Origin of the sequence: Leuconostoc citreum (assembly GCF_004354555.1) — a bacterium.
Taxonomy (GTDB): Bacteria; Bacillota; Bacilli; order Lactobacillales; family Lactobacillaceae; genus Leuconostoc; species Leuconostoc citreum.
Map to the genome: position 1 here is coordinate 147,588 of NZ_PUFH01000002.1, position 18,668 is coordinate 166,255.

The 18,668-nt window shown below is 40.5% G+C and carries 16 protein-coding genes and 2 tRNA genes; 15 read left to right on the forward strand and 3 right to left on the reverse strand.

All coding sequences use genetic code 11. The annotated features are described in order from the left end of the window. The first annotated feature begins 131 nt into the window (after positions 1-131). From C5L21_RS01220 to C5L21_RS01260, 9 genes are all read left to right on the forward strand, one after another. Positions 132-1,766 carry a peptide ABC transporter substrate-binding protein gene (locus tag C5L21_RS01220; RefSeq protein WP_085699363.1) on the forward strand — a complete coding sequence of 545 codons (1,635 nt, stop codon included), beginning with the start codon at positions 132-134 and terminating at the stop codon, positions 1,764-1,766. An 86-nt stretch (positions 1,767-1,852) separates the two neighbouring features. After that, positions 1,853-2,767: an ABC transporter permease gene (locus C5L21_RS01225; RefSeq protein ID WP_085699361.1), complete on the forward strand. Its 915-nt coding sequence runs from the start codon at positions 1,853-1,855 to the stop codon at positions 2,765-2,767. An 11-nt stretch (positions 2,768-2,778) separates the two neighbouring features. Further along, positions 2,779-3,810, forward strand: a complete 1,032-nt coding sequence (locus C5L21_RS01230) for an ABC transporter permease (protein WP_012305021.1) — start codon at positions 2,779-2,781, stop codon at positions 3,808-3,810. 13 nt (positions 3,811-3,823) lie between these two features. After that, entirely contained in the window at positions 3,824-4,876 is a 1,053-nt protein-coding gene (locus C5L21_RS01235) for an ABC transporter ATP-binding protein (RefSeq protein WP_004899600.1), read from the forward strand. A 2-nt stretch (positions 4,877-4,878) separates the two neighbouring features. Beyond that, entirely contained in the window at positions 4,879-5,814 is a 936-nt protein-coding gene (locus C5L21_RS01240) for an ABC transporter ATP-binding protein (protein ID WP_085699359.1), read from the forward strand. A 124-nt stretch (positions 5,815-5,938) separates the two neighbouring features. Next, positions 5,939-7,831, forward strand: a complete 1,893-nt coding sequence (locus tag C5L21_RS01245) for a M13-type metalloendopeptidase (protein ID WP_085699357.1) — start codon at positions 5,939-5,941, stop codon at positions 7,829-7,831. A gap of 125 nt (positions 7,832-7,956) precedes the next feature. Beyond that, positions 7,957-8,850: a sulfite exporter TauE/SafE family protein gene (locus C5L21_RS01250; RefSeq protein WP_085699356.1), complete on the forward strand. Its 894-nt coding sequence runs from the start codon at positions 7,957-7,959 to the stop codon at positions 8,848-8,850. Positions 8,851-8,904: 54 nt separating this feature from the next. Continuing rightward, positions 8,905-8,987 (forward strand) — tRNA-Tyr (locus tag C5L21_RS01255). Positions 8,988-9,026: 39 nt separating this feature from the next. Further along, positions 9,027-9,098, forward strand: a tRNA-Gln gene (locus C5L21_RS01260). A gap of 34 nt (positions 9,099-9,132) precedes the next feature. On the opposite strand, the gene C5L21_RS01265 is transcribed toward C5L21_RS01260, so the two are convergent. The 3 genes from C5L21_RS01265 to C5L21_RS01275 form a co-directional block, all read right to left on the reverse strand. Then, entirely contained in the window at positions 9,133-10,566 is a 1,434-nt protein-coding gene (locus C5L21_RS01265; RefSeq protein WP_004904519.1) for an aspartate ammonia-lyase, read from the reverse strand. A 169-nt stretch (positions 10,567-10,735) separates the two neighbouring features. Further along, entirely contained in the window at positions 10,736-11,419 is a 684-nt protein-coding gene (rpiA, locus tag C5L21_RS01270) for a ribose-5-phosphate isomerase RpiA (RefSeq protein WP_004899594.1), read from the reverse strand. Further along, a complete protein-coding gene (locus tag C5L21_RS01275) occupies positions 11,416-11,697 on the reverse strand; it encodes a GNAT family N-acetyltransferase (RefSeq protein WP_004904518.1) in 282 nt (93 codons plus the stop codon). The genes rpiA and C5L21_RS01275 overlap by 4 nt, the downstream gene beginning before the upstream one ends. Positions 11,698-11,922: 225 nt before the next feature. Between C5L21_RS01275 and C5L21_RS01280 the strand changes: the two genes are divergently transcribed. The 6 genes from C5L21_RS01280 (at position 11,923) to C5L21_RS01305 (ending at position 18,572) form a co-directional block, all read left to right on the forward strand. Next, positions 11,923-12,462: a dCTP deaminase/dUTPase family protein gene (locus C5L21_RS01280; protein WP_004899592.1), complete on the forward strand. Its 540-nt coding sequence runs from the start codon at positions 11,923-11,925 to the stop codon at positions 12,460-12,462. 28 nt (positions 12,463-12,490) lie between these two features. Beyond that, entirely contained in the window at positions 12,491-13,858 is a 1,368-nt protein-coding gene (gene radA / locus C5L21_RS01285; RefSeq protein ID WP_080514229.1) for a DNA repair protein RadA, read from the forward strand. A gap of 269 nt (positions 13,859-14,127) precedes the next feature. Then, a complete protein-coding gene (gltX, locus tag C5L21_RS01290; protein WP_004899587.1) occupies positions 14,128-15,624 on the forward strand; it encodes a glutamate--tRNA ligase in 1,497 nt (498 codons plus the stop codon). A 135-nt stretch (positions 15,625-15,759) separates the two neighbouring features. Then, a complete protein-coding gene (locus tag C5L21_RS01295) occupies positions 15,760-16,662 on the forward strand; it encodes an NADP-dependent oxidoreductase (protein ID WP_085699354.1) in 903 nt (300 codons plus the stop codon). Between the two features lie 154 nt (positions 16,663-16,816). Beyond that, positions 16,817-17,872, forward strand: a complete 1,056-nt coding sequence (gene adhP, locus C5L21_RS01300) for an alcohol dehydrogenase AdhP (protein ID WP_085699352.1) — start codon at positions 16,817-16,819, stop codon at positions 17,870-17,872. Between the two features lie 160 nt (positions 17,873-18,032). Continuing rightward, a complete protein-coding gene (locus C5L21_RS01305) occupies positions 18,033-18,572 on the forward strand; it encodes a hypothetical protein (protein ID WP_004904508.1) in 540 nt (179 codons plus the stop codon). Positions 18,573-18,668 lie beyond the last annotated feature (96 nt).

The window sequence follows — 18,668 nt, forward strand, 5'->3', positions numbered from 1 at the left end:
CGTGTTAAATACTTATTATTTCAAAAAAATAACAAATAATTAGTTGTATATGAGAATTACACATGGTATACTAATATCTGTTAATCAAGAAGCTTAAAATAACACAATTATATCTCGGGAGGATATATGCTATGGAAACATGGAAAAAGGTAGCCATTGGTGCAGCAGCAGTAGTCGTTGTCGGTGCCGGTACACGTGCTGCAGGCCTCTGGGGCGGTTCAGCAAATGGTGGCAAAAATTTGTCATTCCAATTGCCAACACCAATTCAGACATTGGATATTTCTAAGAATACTGACACTTATTCAGGTACAATTATTGGTAACTCAGGTGCTAACTTGATGCGTGTTGATTCAAAAGGGAAGCCACAACTAGAATTGGCCAAATCTGTTAAAGCATCGAAAGATGGTATGACATATACAGTTGTTTTGAAAGATGGATTGAAGTGGTCTGACGGTTCAAAGTTGACAGCTCAAGACATTGTCTATACGTGGCAGCGTATTGTTAATCCAAAGACAGCTTCTCAATATGCCTATTTGGCTTCTGGTGTAAAGAATGCTGATCAAATTTCTGCCGGTAAAGCAGCTGTTAATACATTAGGTGTTACTGCAAAAGGTAATACAATCACGTTCCAATTAGAGCGACCATTACCACAATTTGAGTATTTGTTAACATTTACTAACTTCATGCCACAAAAAGAGAGTTATGTTGATAAGCAAGGCAAGAAGTATGCTACTAATTCTGATACAACACTCTATTCTGGCCCATATAAAGTACAAGGTTGGAATGGTACGAACAACACATTCAAAATGGTGAAAAATGATAATTATTGGGATGCCAAGAATGTTAAAACAAAAGAAATTGATGTTCAAGTCGTTCAAAAGCCTGATACTGCTGTGCAATTATATAAGCAGGGCAAAATTGACCGTGTTTCAATAGCAAATACACCGGAATTATATAAGGCAAATAAAAATAATAAAGATGCTGTAAAGGCGCCAGAGGCAACAACGGCATTCTTAGAATATAATCAAACAGGAAAAAACAAATTCCTGTCTAATGCTAAGATTCGTGAAGCCTTGAATCTGGCTACTAACCGAAAAGAATTAACAGATCAAGTGACATCTGGTATTTCTACACCGGCAAGTGGGCTAGTACCGGAAGACTTAGCTAAAACTTCTTCTGGTGGAGATTTAGCTAAATATGTTGCACCAGGTTATACTTTCGACGCTAAGAAAGCAGCCGATTTGTTTAAAGAAGGTTTACAAGAGTTGGGCGAAAAGAGTGCTAGTTTGACAATTACTTCTGATGCTGACAGTCCAGCAGCAAAATCAACATTAGACTATCTTCAAGGTTCTTGGGAGAAAGCATTGCCAGGTTTGAAAATAAACGAAAAACTGGTACCATTCCAACAGCGTATCAAAGATTCTCAAACACAAAATTTTGATGTTGTAGTAACGCTTTGGGGTGGTGATTATCCTGAAGGTTCAACTTACTATGATTTGTTCAAGGATGGTGCTTCATATAATAATGGCCAGTTCAAGAACGATACTTACACAAGTGCTGTAAAGAAGGCCGAAACAACTGATGTTCTTGACCAATCAGCACGTGATAAGGACTACAAAGCCGCTGAAGCCGCTTTGTTTAAGGATAGCAACATTAACCCGCTGTATTTCCGCTCAGGATACTCATTGCAGAATCCTAAGGTTACAGGGATGGTTATTAATACGACTGGTTTGAATCAAGACTGGAAGTTGGCAGTGAAGAAGTAAACACTGTTATAATTAATTATATTGAATGGATAAATAAGGATTGACGTCAGTTAATTCTTATTTTGTTAATTATAGGAAGTCATATTATGTGGAAATACATTTTAAAAAGACTAGTGTTGATGATTTTCACACTGTTTTTAGTTATTACAGCGACGTTCTTCTTAATGCAAATTATGCCAGGAACACCGTTTAACAACCCCAAATTGACACCCGAAGCATTGGCACAGTTGAAAACCACTTATGGGTTAGACTTACCACTTTGGCAACAATATTTGAATTATCTTGTTGGTGCAGCTCATGGTGATTTTGGCATTTCATTCCAATATCAAAACCAACCTGTTAGCATGCTAATTGGCCAGCGGTTACCTGTATCTGCTCAGTTAGGGGCACAAGCCTTGGTTGTAGGTGTTATTGTTGGTTTGTTTATGGGTGCTATTTCTGCTCGTAATAAGAACAACAAAATTGATGGCGTATCTGGTATTTTATCAACGCTGGGGATTTCTGTACCAAGTTTTATTTTGGGTATTATTCTTGTGTATTTGTTTGGCTTTAAGTGGCCATTGTTCCCAGTTTCTGGCTGGGGTACATTCTCGCAGACAATATTACCAACATTAGCTTTAGCTGCCAGCCCAGCGGCAGTGACAACGAGATTTGTTCGTTCGGAAATGATTGAGTCGCTCGGTTCAGACTATGTACAATTAGCCAAGGCTAAAGGGCTAAGTGATAAAGAAATTGTTAATAAACACGCTTATCGCAACTCAATGATTCCTGTTTTGACTTTGATTGGACCGATGGCAGCGGCTTTGCTAACTGGTTCAACATTGATTGAACAAATTTTTTCCATCCCAGGTATTGGTCAGCAATTTGTGCTGTCAATTCCGTCAAAGGATTTTCCGGTAATTATGGGAACAACGATTGTCTATGCTGCAATGTTAATGGTAATGATTCTGATTACAGATATTTTAACAGCAATTGTTGATCCACGTGTTCGTTTGCAATAAGGAGGCTTATGATGGCAGCAAATACTGAAGATTTTGTCATCGTTGGCGCACAAAGCTCTGATGCCAACGAACATATCGCAAAGCCGGCTCTGTCGTTTTGGCAAGATGCTTGGCGTAGACTAAAGCTTAACAAGCTAGCGGTCATTTCAATGTGGTTTTTAATTTTTATTATGGCGTTTGCAGTGGTATCTAATATTTTAGTACCGCAAAAAGCGGCTAATTCATTTAACTCTGATAAAGTTGGCGTTTATAAGAACTTACCACCAAATTCAGGATTACCTATTCCAGGTTGGGATGGGAAAATCAAGGCACCAGGAGACAATTCAGCAACTGATGTCTACGCCTCACAAGGCGTACCAGACGGCAAGAAATTTATTTTGGGTACGGATAACATTGGTCGATCAGTTGCAAAACGTGTGATTGTTGGCCTGCGCATTTCATTGTTAGTTGCGATTGTCGCTACGCTGATTGACTTATTAATTGGCGTTGCTTATGGCGTCTTTTCCGGTTGGAAAGGTGGTTGGATTGATAATGTCATGCAACGTATTATCGAAATTCTATCATCTATCCCAAACTTGATTATTGTCACAATGCTTGGGTTACTACTTGGCAGTGGTGTCCTGTCTATTATTTTAGCGATTGCTATGACTGGCTGGCTAAGTATGGCGCGACAGGTTCGTAACATGACATTATCATTGAAGGAACGTGACTATGTGTTAGCCGCAAAATCACTGGGTGAAAGTTCAACAAAAATTGCTATTAAACACCTTATTCCGAATATGGCTGGGACAATTATTGTTCAAGTCATGATGACTGTGCCGAATGCTATTATGTTTGAAGCTGTGTTGTCTGCCATTAACTTGGGGGTTAAGCCACCAACGGCCTCATTGGGTTCATTGATTGCTGATGCGCAAGCAATGTTACAATTCTATCCTTATCAAATATTAATTCCTGCCGTCATGTTGGTTTTGATTTCGCTAGCGTTCATTCTATTAGGTGATGGGCTACGCGATGCATTTGACCCACGTGCGAGTGAAGATTAAGAGGTGTGCAAATATGTTAAATAATCCAATTTTAAAAGTTGAAAATTTGCACGTTAACTTCAATACCTATGCTGGTACAGTGCAAGCGATTCGGGATGTCTCTTTTGATTTAAATAAAGGCGAGACGTTGGCGATTGTTGGTGAATCCGGTTCGGGCAAATCAGTCACAACAAAAACACTTATGGGCTTAAATGCTAAAAACGCTGCTATTCCTGATAATTCACGTTTGTTGTTTAAAGATCGTAATTTGTTGGACTTAACGGAAAATGAGTGGCAATCAGTTCGTGGTAATGAGATTGCAATGATTTTTCAGGACCCTATGACAAGTCTAGATCCAACGATGAAAATTGGCATGCAAATTGCTGAGCCGTTAATTAAACATCGTCAGATGAAAAAAGAAGATGCTTTAGCGCGTGCGCTGGAACTGATGAAAGGTGTTGGGATTCCCAATGCTGAAGAGCATATTAACGATTATCCACATCAATGGTCTGGTGGCATGCGTCAGCGTGCTGTTGTGGCCATTGCCTTAGCAGCAGACCCTGAAATTTTAATTGCTGATGAACCAACAACAGCGCTTGATGTAACAATCCAAGCACAAATTTTAAATTTGATGAAACAGCTGCAAGAAGAAACTGCCAGTTCAATTATTTTTATCACCCATGATTTGGGTGTTGTTGCTGGTATGGCCGACCGTGTTGCGGTGATGTATGCCGGCAAAATTGTTGAGTATGGCACGGTTGATGAAATATTTTTTAATCCACAGCATCCTTATACATGGGGATTGTTAAATTCAATGCCGACAACAGATACAGAAGTTGGGTCATTGGAAGCTATTCCTGGGACACCGCCAGATTTATTAGAGCCACCAAAAGGTGATGCTTTTGCCTCGCGTAACGTTTATGCATTAGCGATTGATTCAAAAGAAGAACCACCATTCTTTAAGGTGAGTGACACGCATTATGCGGCGACTTGGTTACTTGATGAAAGAGCACCTAAAGTCACACCGCCTGAAAAAATCCAAAAACGTTGGGCACATTGGCAAGAAATTCAAGGACAGGAGGCTTAATTATGACTGAAGGAACACCAAAAAAGTTAGTTGAGCTGAAAGATTTACAATTATATTTTAATAAGGGTAAGTCTAACGAAGTTCGTGCGATTGACCATGTTAGTTTTGACATTTATGAAGGCGAAGTGTTTGGTTTAGTTGGCGAATCTGGTTCTGGAAAGACAACAATTGGCCGGACAATACTTAAGTTGTACGAACCCACAGCTGGTGATATTTTGTTTGAAGGCAAAGATGTTACGCACCTTAAAGGCAGGCGACTATCTGAGTTTCGTAAAAATGCACAAATGATTTTTCAGGATCCCCAAGCCAGTCTAAACGGTCGAATGAAGGTGCGAGATATCATAGCAGAGGGTATTGATATCAATAAATTAGCTGAGTCAAAAGCTGATCGCAATCAAAAAGTGCAACAGTTACTTGACCTTGTCGGGTTGAATAAAGATCATGCGACGCGTTATCCACACGAGTTTTCTGGTGGGCAACGTCAACGTATTGGTATTGCACGTGCTTTGGCTGTTGATCCAAAGTTTATTATTGCAGATGAGCCTATTTCGGCACTTGATGTATCTATTCAGGCGCAGGTTGTTAATTTGATGAAAGAATTACAGCAACGACACTCACTGACGTATTTGTTTATCGCGCATGATTTGTCGATGGTGAAATATATTTCTGACCGTATTGGTGTAATGCATTGGGGTAAATTATTAGAGATTGGTTCTGCTGATGCTGTCTATAATCACCCACTACATCCTTATACAAAGAGTCTGTTATCTGCCATCCCCGTACCTGATCCAGAAGTGGAAAAGGCACGACAGCATGTCGACTATGATACGAGTGTTGAAACTGATGGTAAGAAAAGAGACATGATTGAAGTTAATCCAGGTCATTTTGTTTTGGCAACACCAGAAGAAGCTGCTACCTACAAAGCGGCGCAGCGATGATTGAAAAAGCTATAACATCCTTTTAAACGGTAAAGTTATGGCTTTTTATGGTGCAGTGGATTTGTGATAAATGCGTTAACAACGTGTATGATTATAATTAACTATTAAATAAAGGTGGTAAAGTATGGTGAAGTTGCAAGATGATTTTTATGAAGCAGTAAACGGGGAATGGGAAAAACAAGCTGTTATTCCCAATGATAAGCCACGTACGGGCGGCTTTAGTGATCTATCCGATGATATTGAAAAATGGTTGGTGTCGACAACAAAAAAATGGCAGCAAGGCAAGGCATTACCAGAATCACCGATATTAAAGCAATTTATTGCCTATCACCACCTCGCGACAGATTTTGTTACACGTGATGCATTAGGTGTAGCGCCGGTTAAAAAATTATTAGAGCAATATCAGCGATATACGTCCTTTTCAGATTTTGCCGAGCATATTGTGACTTTAGAACAACAAGGCTTACCAAATGCGTTACCTTTTGCGGTTGAACCTGATTTTAAAGATGCACGTACGAATGTTTTATGGGCCGGCGCTTTTGATTTAGTGTTGCCTGATACAACCTATTATGAAGCTGGCCATGAGCAAGGCCAAGCGCTTTTAAAGCAATTTCGTGAGGCGCAGGAAGCATTATTACCCAAGTTTGGTTTCTCAGAGGATGAAGTGCAGGACTTGATCACACGCTATTTAGCGTTAGATGCCAAGGCGGCGGCTGTTGTGCTTAGCCAAGAAGCTGGTCACGAATACGCGAAATTATACCACCCTTATAAATGGTCTGAATTCACAGCACTTGCACCTGAATTGCCATTAGATGAAATTATCATTGCCTTAGTCGGTCAAAAGCCAGATAAAATTATTGTTCCTGAAGAGCGTTTTTGGGCTGCGGCACCACAATTTTACTCGGAGGCAGCTTGGCCATTGTTGCAAGCTTATCTCATTGTGACTGTTGCAAACCAGTTTACAGCTTATTTGTCAGATGAGGTACGGGTGCTTGGTGGTCAGTATCAGCGTGCTCTGACGGGTCTGCCTGAAGCGATGGTTGCGGAAAAAGCCGCTTTTTACTTGGCGGCGCAGCCATTTAATCAAGCGATTGGCTATTATTACGCGCAACAACAGTTTTCTCCTGAAGCTAAAGCGGATGTCGAGGCGAAAGTGGCCACGATGATTAATGTCTTCAAACAGCGTTTGGAAACAAATGACTGGCTTAATGAGACAACAAAGAAAAAAGCAGTTATCAAGTTAGATACTATTGTGCCACACATTGGCTATCCAGAGCAGTTGCCTGCACGTTTAGCAAAGAAAATTGTCGACCCCGACGCTACGCTATTTGAGACAGCACTAAAGTTTAGACAAATAGAAGTAGCGTATCAGTGGTCTAAGTGGCAGCAACCGGTCGATCGTAGTGAATGGCATATGCCTGCGCACTTAGTGAATGCTTATTATGATCCGCAGCAGAATCAAATCGTCTTTCCAGCGGCTATTCTTCAAGCGCCATTTTATGATCTCTCGCAATCATCTTCAGCCAATTATGGTGGTATTGGTGCAGTGATTGCACATGAGATATCACACGCGTTTGATACTAATGGTGCAGCATTTGATGAGTTCGGTAGTCTTAATAACTGGTGGACTGATGCGGATTTTAAGGCGTTTAAACAACGAACAGATCAAGTCGTGGCACAATTTGATGGTTTAGAATCGTATGGTGCCAAGGTTAATGGTAAGCTGACTGTGTCGGAAAATGTGGCTGATTTAGGTGGCTTAGCCGCTGCATTAGCTGCTGCTAAATTAGATGATGACTTTTCAGCGCGTGCCTTCTTTGAAAGTTGGGCAACCATCTGGCGTATGAAAGCACGACCAGAATATATGCAATTATTGGCGGCATCTGACCCACATGGGCCGGCAAAATTAAGAGTTAATGTCCAAGTTAAGAATTTTGATGAGTTCTTTAACACGTTTGGCGTAATAGCTACAGATAAGATGTGGTTAGACCCATCATTGCGTGTGCAAATTTGGTAATGATAATAAACGCCTCACAACAAATACGCTGTGAGGCGTTTGATTTTGACATACAAAAATACGACGTTAGGTGCCAAATTCTGATACAATAGTGTGTATTGATTTTCTGGGAGTAATCACGTCTTATGCATGAAAAAGCAGTTGTTTTATTTATTCAGATTTTGTTAGTCGTAGTAATGATATTAATGGTTGTTATCGTTGCCCGTACGTATCTTATGCGTAAAAAACCAATATTTGAACGTTTCGGTTTAGGAATGCTTATTGGTTTTTTCACTGACTTTGGTGACACGCTAGGGATTGGCTCATTTGCCACCACAACAGCCGCATTTCGTGCGACGCATTTTGTCCAAGATGATCGGCAATTACCGGGCACACTAAATGCGATGCATGCCTTTCCCGTGATGGTAGAAGCTTTATTCTTTATTACTGCGGTCAAGGTGGAATTAACCACGTTAATTCCAATGACAACAGCTGCTGTTATAGGCGCTTACGTTGGAACGCACGTGACAAAAAATTGGCATGCACCGACTGTGCAGCGGGTGATGGCAGGGGCACTATTTATAGCCGTTGTGATTATGATTATTCGTATGATTACGACACCAGGTTCAAGCAATGCCATGAGCGTTCACGGGCTACATGGGTGGTGGTTGATCTTAGGCATTGTGTTTAATTTAGGCATTGGTGTTTTGATGACTATGGGGCTAGGTAACTATGCACCAGAATTGATTTTTTTCTCGTTGATGGGTGTTAATCCGGCGATTGCTTTTCCAGTCATGATGTTAGATGCTGCTTTAATTATGCCAACCACTGCTTGGAATGTCATTAAAATGGATCGTATATCTTGGCGCGGCTTTGCTGGTGTGGCAATTGGTGGCGTTCTTGGTGTCTTGGTTGCAGCTAAATTCTTTACTAGTCTAGATACAGATTTACTCAAAAAATTAATTATTATTGTGTCACTTTGGACAGTCTTTGGGTTATTACGTGATTCTTTCAAAAAAAATTGGAAAAAAGCCCATTAAAAGGGTTGCCAAGGTCTCAAAAATTTGGTATTATAATATAGTTGTTTGAGATATGGGAGTGTAGCGAAGTCTGGCTAAACGCGACGGACTGTAACTCCGTTCCTTCGGGTTCGTAGGTTCGAATCCTACCGCTCCCATAGCCGATTTAATAGTTAACGGCTAAAAAGATTAACTATTGCCCCTTCGCCAAGTGGTAAGGCATCGGTTTTTGGTACCGACATGCGCTGGTTCGAATCCAGCAGGGGCAATCAAAAAAAGCAGTCACATTGTGACTGCTTTTTTCTAACTATTTTTTTGTTCTGGCGCGTGTAATACGAGACCATGTTCCGGCGTGCGTGCGTTAATGACAATATCTTCGACTTTGAAGATATGTGCCAGTTCTTCTGGTGTAAAGCAATTTTTCTTTTCGGCAATTTGTCGTAAAGACTTGCCTGTTCGAAGCGATTCTTTGGCCATTTTTGCTGCCAATTGGTAGCCAACGATTGGTGCCATAGCTGTGGCAAAGCTGACTGATAAATCAATGTCCTGTGCTAATCTATTTTTGTTGCTAGTAATACCATCAATGGCATTAATTCGTAAGGTCGCCATGGCGGCTGTTAAATGTTCGATGCCGGTGAAAAGTGATTTGAACACAATGGGTTCAAATGCATTTAACTCAAGTTGTCCGGCCTCAGCTGCAGCCGTGACTGTTGCATCAAAGCCGAAGTATTCAAAGGCAACTTGATTGACGACTTCAGGAATCACGGGATTGACTTTGCCAGGCATAATCGAGGAACCTGCTTGCTTTGCAGGTAAGTTAATTTCTAAAAGGCCAGATCTTGGCCCAGAGCTCAACAACCGTAAATCATTTGCTATCTTAGAAAGGTTAACTGCTAAAGTTTTTAAAGCCCCTGAGAGTGCCACAAAACTATCTAAGTTTTGTGTGGCATCAAATAAGTCATGCGCTTGCTTTAAGGGGAGTTTAGTAATTCCTGCTAAATTTGGCACAATATGTACTTGGTAATGATAGCTGACATTAATGCCAGAGCCAATAGCTGAACCGCCCATATTCAAATAATAAAGACTATCACGCGCAGATTGAATACGCAGACTGTCGCGCAATAACGGTTTTAACCAAGCATGGAAACTGTTACCTAATGTCATTGGGACGGCATCCTGTAATTGTGTCCGGCCCATTTTGTAAGTCGTAGAAAATTCATCGGCCTTATTGCCCAAGGCATCAATGAGTTGGGTTAATTCATTTAAGAGTGGCGCTAATAAGCGGATAAGTGCAATTTTCCCTGCACTTGGGTAAGTGTCATTGGTGCTTTGTCCCATGTTCACATGGTCATTTGGATGAATGAATTGATAATCACCACGTTGACGACCAACTTTTTCAAGGGCTAAGTTAGCAATGACTTCATTAACGTTCATGTTAGTAGAGGTACCAGCGCCACCTTGAATATCACTGATGGGGAACATGGTTGTGTCAATAGGCTGATTGAGTAATATTTTAGTGGCACTGACAATGTGTTTGGCCACCGAACGGTTGAGATTACCAGACGTTGCATTTGTTTGTGCGGCAGCTTGTTTGATTTCAATGAAAGCACGAATAAGTTCAGGATGCGTTGACGCTTTAGAAATAGGAAAATTATTTAAAGCCCTTTGGGTATGGATACCATAATAGGTGGTTTGCGGGATATTGAGTTGTCCCAGGGAATCTGATTCAATGCGCATGGTTATCTCCTTAATAACATATCTATACGCATATTTTAGCGCTAATTAAATGTAGACCAATTAAACATGTTATCTATTATGACATGATAAAAAGCTATTATATAAGGTTTAGTTGTTAAAATAGCTAATCATACCAAAAAAGCAATGAAACATAGTTCATTGCTTCGTATTATTTAACATCAATTACTTTTGCTGTTTGTGAATCTGTGCCAATAATGACACGGTTAACGACATCAGTGAACAGGCCATGCTCGACAACACCGACCATCTTGATGAGTTCATCCCCCAAATCACGAGGATTATCAATCATTGGTAAATGTAAATCAATTAAAAAATTAGCTGAATCAGTTCTTACAGGATTACCGTTTTGGTCTAAACGCCATGTTGGGTGAAAACCATCTGCTTGAAAACGCTTAAACAGTTGGTTAGCGCCATATGGGATTACTTCAACAGGTAGATATTGGTTCAGTTTAGTGACACGTTTTGTTTCATCAACAACCCAAATATTTTGTCGTGAGTTGAAGGCGACGATTTTTTCCCATAATAATGCAGCGCCACCGCCCTTAATGGCTGAAAAGTCATCGGCAATTTGATCAGCACCATCAATAGTTAAATCGATTTTATCAATATCATCGACATTGTACATGGGAATTCCCAGTTGTGCTGCATTGCGGCGTGTTTTTTCAGAAGTCGCTACGCCAACAATGTTAAGTTGTTCTTGCGCGACACGTTCACCAAGTGCTTCGATGACATGGGCAATGGTTGAGCCAGACCCAATCCCGACAACCATGCCATTTTGAACAAATTCAGCGGCGCGACGACCAGCAATAATTTTTTGTAACGCTTGGCTCATGGTTTGTACTCAATCTCCTGATACTTATCCGGGTTTCTATAAAAAGCTTGACGAGCATATGAGCAAACGGGGTGTACTGTCATATGCTTTTCACGTGCCTCATCAACGACAGCATCTACTAGTTGTGCTGCCACGCCTTGACCACGTAGTGACGGATCAACAATTGTTGAATTGATGGCATAGGTTTGGCCATCGTTAATTGTTGTATAGCTAATTTCGGCTAAGGTTTTGTCGTTCTCTTTTAAAAAGTAACGACCGGGTTCATGTTGGAATTTCATCACTTTCTCCATTCTGCATATCATGTAAGACTACAACAATAGGTTACTTTATTATACCGCAGGCATAGCTATATTTGATATGCTATCAGGGTTAAAATAATATGGCAATTCATTTGGACGGTAATTTGATATAAATTTCATAGCGAATTACCGTATAATAGTAGAAAGATAATTGAAATGGAGGAAGCACATGATTTGTCATAAGACATCGTGTGTTAAATAATTATGCGCGGATTTGAAATTGTATCAACTAAGAATCAGGATGACTTGAATTTACCAAAAAGAAGCACAGAAGCAGCAGCTGGCTATGACTTTGAGGCATCTGAAGATGTGGTTATTCCAAGTGCTCTAAGTAATCCATTCTTTAAAGGACTAAATATTTTATCACTTGGCAAGCTTAAAAATATACGAGATAATGAAGACTTACAGGGGATGCTTAAACCAGTATTGGTACCGACGGGCATCAAAGCCTATATGGCAGAAGGCGAATACTTACAACTGGTTTCGCGTTCTAGTGGCCCAATTAAGAAGCGGATTATGATGCCAAATGCTGTAGGGATTGTTGATGCTGATTATTATAATAATCCTTCTAATGAAGGTGAAATTTTCTTTCAATTTATTAATTTTGGGGTGAAAGATGTTGTGATTAAAAAGGGTGAACGTATCGGCCAAGGTATTTTCTTACCATATCTATTAGCCGATGGGGATGATACAACAGAGAAAGCACAGAGACAGGGTGGCTTTGGGTCGACAGGCCAAAATTAGTTGTGCAACAGTTTAAAGGAGACCGATTATCGCTAAAGTAAAAACACAATTTATTTGTTCTAACTGCGGCTATGTTTCAGCACGTTATCTCGGGCGCTGTAGCAATTGTGGCGAATGGGGTACGCTTGTCGAAGAAAAGGTCTTACCAGAAACAACAGACCGTAAGAGCAGAGTGAGCTTGGATGGTCGGACTGCCAAAGTCGAAAAAATTAATGAAGTCACTTCAGAAGAAACGCCGCGAGTAGCGACAAACCTCAAAGAATTAAATCGTGTCTTAGGGGGTGGTGTGGTACCGGGCTCTATGGTGCTAATTGGTGGTGACCCTGGTATTGGTAAGTCGACCTTGCTATTGCAAGTATCTGGTCAATTAGCTCATGAGGGACGTGTCTTGTATGTTACAGGTGAAGAATCTGCCACTCAGGTGAAGTTACGTGCTGACCGCTTAGGTGTCGGGAATGATGAATTTTATCTTTATCCTGAGACAGACATGACAGCCATTAAGAAGCAAATTGATGATTTACAACCTGATTTTGTTGTGATTGATTCCGTTCAAACAATGCAGGAGCCCGATGTAACTTCTGCTATAGGATCAGTTTCACAAATTAGAGAAGTAACTGCTGACTTATTACAAATTGCCAAGACAAATAATATATCTGTTTTCATTGTTGGACATGTCACCAAGGATGGGGCAATTGCTGGACCAAAAATTTTAGAGCATATGGTTGATACGGTGCTTTATTTTGAAGGAGATAGTAACTATAAATATCGTATTTTACGTGCTGTTAAAAACCGTTTTGGTGCCACCAATGAATTAGGAATCTTTGAAATGCGTGATGGTGGACTAATTGAAGTTGCTAATCCGTCAGAAATATTTTTAGAGGAGCGTCTTGCTGGTGCAACTGGGTCAGCTATTGTTGTGGCGCTTGAAGGCTCACGACCAATTTTAGTCGAGTTGCAAGCATTAGTGACGCCAACTGTTTTTGGTAATGCTCAACGAACAGCATCGGGATTGGACCGCAATCGCGTGTCGTTAATTATGGCAGTGCTCGAAAAACGCGCCAACTTGTTATTACAAAATCAAGATGCATACCTGAAAGCGGCCGGCGGGGTTAAATTAGATGAACCGGCGATTGATTTAGCTATTGCTGTGGCCTTGGCGAGTTCATATCATGATAAAGAATCACGACCTAGTGATGTCTTTGTAGGTGAAATTGGATTGACTGGGGAAGTGCGTAGTGTGGCTGATATTGAAGGACGCTTGAAAGAAGCGCGCAAACTTGGTTTTAAAAGAGCAATTGTGCCAAAAAATAACCTCAATGGTATTGAATTACCAGCAGGAATTCAAGTCATTGGCGTTGCCACATTAAGTGAAGCCTTGGCGTTAGCGTTAGATTAATCTCTTGCTAAAGTGTTTCACGTGAAACAACCAATATCGTTGTACAAATAGCTTGAATATACGTCATTACTGCTCATGATGTACTTAAATGAAGTACACGTAGAAGGGATCGACATAAATTTGACCGTTTGAATTGGCAGGCCAGTCTGCGTTGGAAATTATGCGCTGTAATGTTGTACAATAGAGTAGATAAATAGCGGGTTTTACCCGTATAACTGAGGAGGAATGTGTTTGTATGATTTTTTATACAAACACCTATAACACATCACATGACAGAAGATATTCGTGTTCGCTACGCACCATCACCAACTGGCCATTTACATATTGGTAATGCGCGTACAGCTATTTTTAACTGGCTTTTTGCTCGCCATTATAATGGTAAATTTATTATTCGTATTGAAGATACAGATTCAGCCCGTAATATTGCTGATGGCGAAAAATCTCAGTTAGAAAACTTAGCTTGGCTCGGTTTAGACTGGGATGAATCACCGGAAAAGCCAGGTGAATATGGACCTTATCGCCAATCTGAGCGTAATGAGCAGGGTATTTACCAACCGTTTATTGATAAGTTGTTGACTGAAGGGTTGGCATATAAATCTTATAAAACGTCGGAACAACTAGCTTCTGAACGTGAAGCTCAGCAAGCAGCCAAGCAAGCCCCGCATTATGTTTACGAATATGAAGGTTTAACACGTGAAGAACGTGAGGCAAAGTATGCCGAATTTGAAGCAAAGGGTCTAAAGCCAGTGGTTCGTTTCCGTGTGCCAGAAGAAAAGACTTACGCTTGGGATGATATTGTTAAAGGACACATTGAAATTGGTGCCAAAGAAGTTGGAGGCGATTGGGTCATTCAAAAAGCCGATGGCATGCCAACATACAATTTTGCAGTTGTAGTTGATGACCACATGATGAAGATTTCGCATGTGTTGCGTGGTGATGATCACGTGTCTAACACCCCCAAGCAAATGATGATATTTGAAGCGCTTGGTTGGGATATACCACAATTTGGTCATATGGCGCTGATTATCAATGGTGAGACAGGTAAAAAGTTATCAAAACGTGACGAAAACGTCTTGCAATTCGTTGAACAATACAAAGCATTAGGTTATCAACCACAAGCAATGGTCAATTTTATTGGTTTACTAGGTTGGTCACCAAAGGGTGAAGACGAAATTTTCTCACTAGAAGAATTTAAGCAAATGTTTGACGAAACCCGCCTGTCAAAGGCAAATGCGAAGTTTGATCAAAAGAAGTTGGAATGGATTAATAACCAGTGGATGCGCCGTGATTTAGAAGAAATTATGCCACAATTAATTCAAGAATTAGTGACTGCTAATCTTGTTAGTCCTGCTGATGCAACAGCTAAGGCAGATTGGTTAGCTCAGGTGATTAAGGTGGCTGGTGTTGAAGGCATTTCTTATACGCGTGAAATAGTTGACCTAGTACGTCAGCCTTTCTTTGAATTAGGTGATATTACTGATGAGATGGTGGCTTACTTAACCTCCGAAGAAGGTCGTCGCGTGTTTGATGCATGGGAATCAGCTTACATCGCACTACCTGATGATGCGACAGCAGAAGATTACCTGAATGCGATTCGTGGTATTCAAAATCAGCTCGAAATTAAAGGCCGTAATCTCTGGAATCCTATTCGTATTGCGACAACACATGAAGTTCAGGGACCAAATCTTCCTGAAATGCTAGTTGTTTTAGATAAGGCAACCGTATTACAAACAATGGCTGATGTTAAATCAAATTATCTGAATTAAATGAGAGCATGGACGATGCATAGCATTAGTTCATGCTTTTTTAGAACAGGAAGTAACACTTATGATCGTTTTTAGACTAAAATATAGTTATTGACACGTTGCAATCAATTATATTAATTTAGAAAGTGTGACACAATGTATGCTGTAGAAATGATTAATTATGGTGACTTGGATGTTTTGACGGATACACAAACAGCACAAAGACCAGAAATTAAATCAAAACAGGTTCTTGTACAACAACACGCCACAGCAATTGATCCTTATGACGTTAAGTTTCGTCAAGGGTTGATGGGGACAGATAAACCAACGCCATTAATTCCAGGCTCAAGTGTTTCCGGTCAAGTCATTGCTGTTGGAGATGAGGTGGAAAACTTTAGCATAGGTGACCGCGTGGCAGCTTCGACGCATTTAAAGTCTTATGCACAGTATGTTGCTGTTAGTCAATCTTTGCTGGCTAAAATACCGGATAATGTCAGTTATGAAACTGCTGCGGCAACAGTTTTAGGCGCGCAAACGGGTTATCAGATGGTGACAGTAGATTTAGATATTCAGCCAGGTGAGTCTGTCTTAATTCATGGTGGGGCAGGGTCAGTTGGATCAGCTGCAATACAAGCTGCACGACTTCGAGGCGCACAAACGATATACACTACTGCCAGTAGCACAGCGACAGCATATTTGCAGGCGATAGATAATCAAGTGCAAGTCATTGATTATCGCACCACTGCCCTGACACAGGCTTTACCCGAGGGGGTTGATGTCATCTTAGACACAATTGGTGGCGATACATTACAGCAATCGTTAAATGTACTCAAACCACAGGGCAGATTAGTATCACTTGTCGAAGATGCAACTGATCAACGGGTACAACACAGTTACCTGCAATCGAATGGGCAGCGTTTAGAAACACTGCTGGGCCTTGTTTCAGTTGGCAAAATTTCAATCAAAATTGCCCAAGTTGCACCTTTTGATGCCGAAAACATGAAACAATTCCAGACATTAAAACATGTTTTAGGTAAATTAGTGTTAACTTTTGATTAAACACGTGCATTAGCATGTGTTTTTTTAGTCTGATTGATCACATAATAAATTGTGAAATTGTGTGTTTTTTGATAAAAAAACTTTACATCTGTCCTTAAAACAGGTACAATTTACTTGTAAAATAGTTCACAAAAAGAAGGAGTATATCGATATTATGAAAGCAGCAGTCGTACGTGAAAACCCAGATGGTTACGTTGATTTAATTGATAATTGGGAACCAAAAGCTTTGTCATTTGGTGAAGCCCTAGTTGATATGGAATATGTTGGTCTTTGCCATACAGACTTGCACGTAGCCGGTGCCGATTTTGGGAATCCTAATAAAATTGGACAACGAAACGGTGCGTTCCGCCGTGTAATCGGACATGAAGGTGTTGGTCGTGTGTCAAAGTTAGCAGAAGGTGCTGGTGATTACTTGAAGATCGGTGATCGTGTATCTATTGCTTGGTTTTATGATGCTTGTGGCGTTTGTGATTATTGTGTAACGGGAAATGAGACATTTTGTCGTAAAGTTCGGAATTCAGGCTACACGGTTGATGGTGCTATGTCACAACAGGCAGTGGTTAATGCTAAGTATGCTGTTAAAGTGCCTGAAGGCTTGGATCCACTTGAAGCTACGTCGATTACCTGTGCTGGTGTGACAATGTATAAGTCACTTAAAGTCGGTGAAACAAAACCAGGTCAGTGGGTATCTGTTCATGGTGCCGGTGGTTTAGGTAACTTAGCTGTTCAGTATGCGCACAACGTGTTTGGCGCACATGTGGCTGTTATTGATGGTAATGATGATAAGCTTGCTGCAGCAAAAGAGAATGGTGCTGAAGTCCTAATCAACCGTAAAAGGGTTGAAGATGTGGCTGCTGAAGTACAAAAAGCAACCGGTGGTGTCCATACTGCACAAGTGACCGCAGTTAACGCAGCTGCATTTAATCAAGCAGTTGACTCACTACGCCCTATGGGTAAGTTAGTTGCTGTGGCCTTGCCACAAGGTGACATGGCTTTGAATATTGCTAAGACCGTCTTAGATGGTATTGAAGTTCGTGGGTCATTAGTAGGCACACGCGCTGATTTGAAAGAAGCTTTCCAGTTTGGTGCAGAAGGCAAAGTTAAGCCAATTGTTGAGAAAGTTAACTTTGCAGACATGAACGAAATCATTGATGAGATGAAAGCTGGTAAAATTACCGGACGTAAAGTCTTTGATTTCACAACACTTTAAGCAATGTTTAAAAATTCAGTCCACTGTTCGGACTGAATTTTTTTATCATTTGAAATATGGTGGTTCGTGAATCATTGTGTTAGAATTGGGTAACAAATGGATGGAGGAATGTATGCTTATTGGTTAGCCTAAGGCGATATAATCAGCATATGGGTGAATAATGTCTTATTTTACACAACAACTTTTTAATGGGCAGCGTGATCGTATTTTGCGTGTAGTTGATATGGCTAGTGATGAACAAGCGACAGCAGGCTTTATTCACATTTTTGACGAGCGACGCGTCTTTGATTTTGACTATGCCAGTGAATTAACAAATGGTAAAATCACGCAAGCTGAATTTGATGAAGAGGGTGAAGCTAATAATACTTTTAGTGTGAACTTTATGCCGATAGCTAGCGACGAAGATGAAGTGCCAAGTGAGCTTTTTGAAGCGTGGGCTGGTCTTATTGGGCGAGACTATGCATTAATGCCACATGTGCACATTAATATGTATCAGCAAGCACTCAAACCAGAAATTGAACAAATTGATAAGCCGATTTTTGAAGAAAGATTAATTGAATTAGTGAGTCGCATATTGGGTTCATCCGTTATTGGTTTTGAACAAAAATCTTTGACAATGTTTCCGAGCTTCTTAGTACAAGAACAACAAGAGATTAATCAACCACAAGGTCCTTCTACGCAAATTATTTTGCCAGATTAATAAAATAATAAATGCATTGACAAAGTGTGAGAAGTGTCTTAAAATCTAGTCATGTTAATAAATCGATGAAACGAAGAGTAAGTATGTAGCATCAGT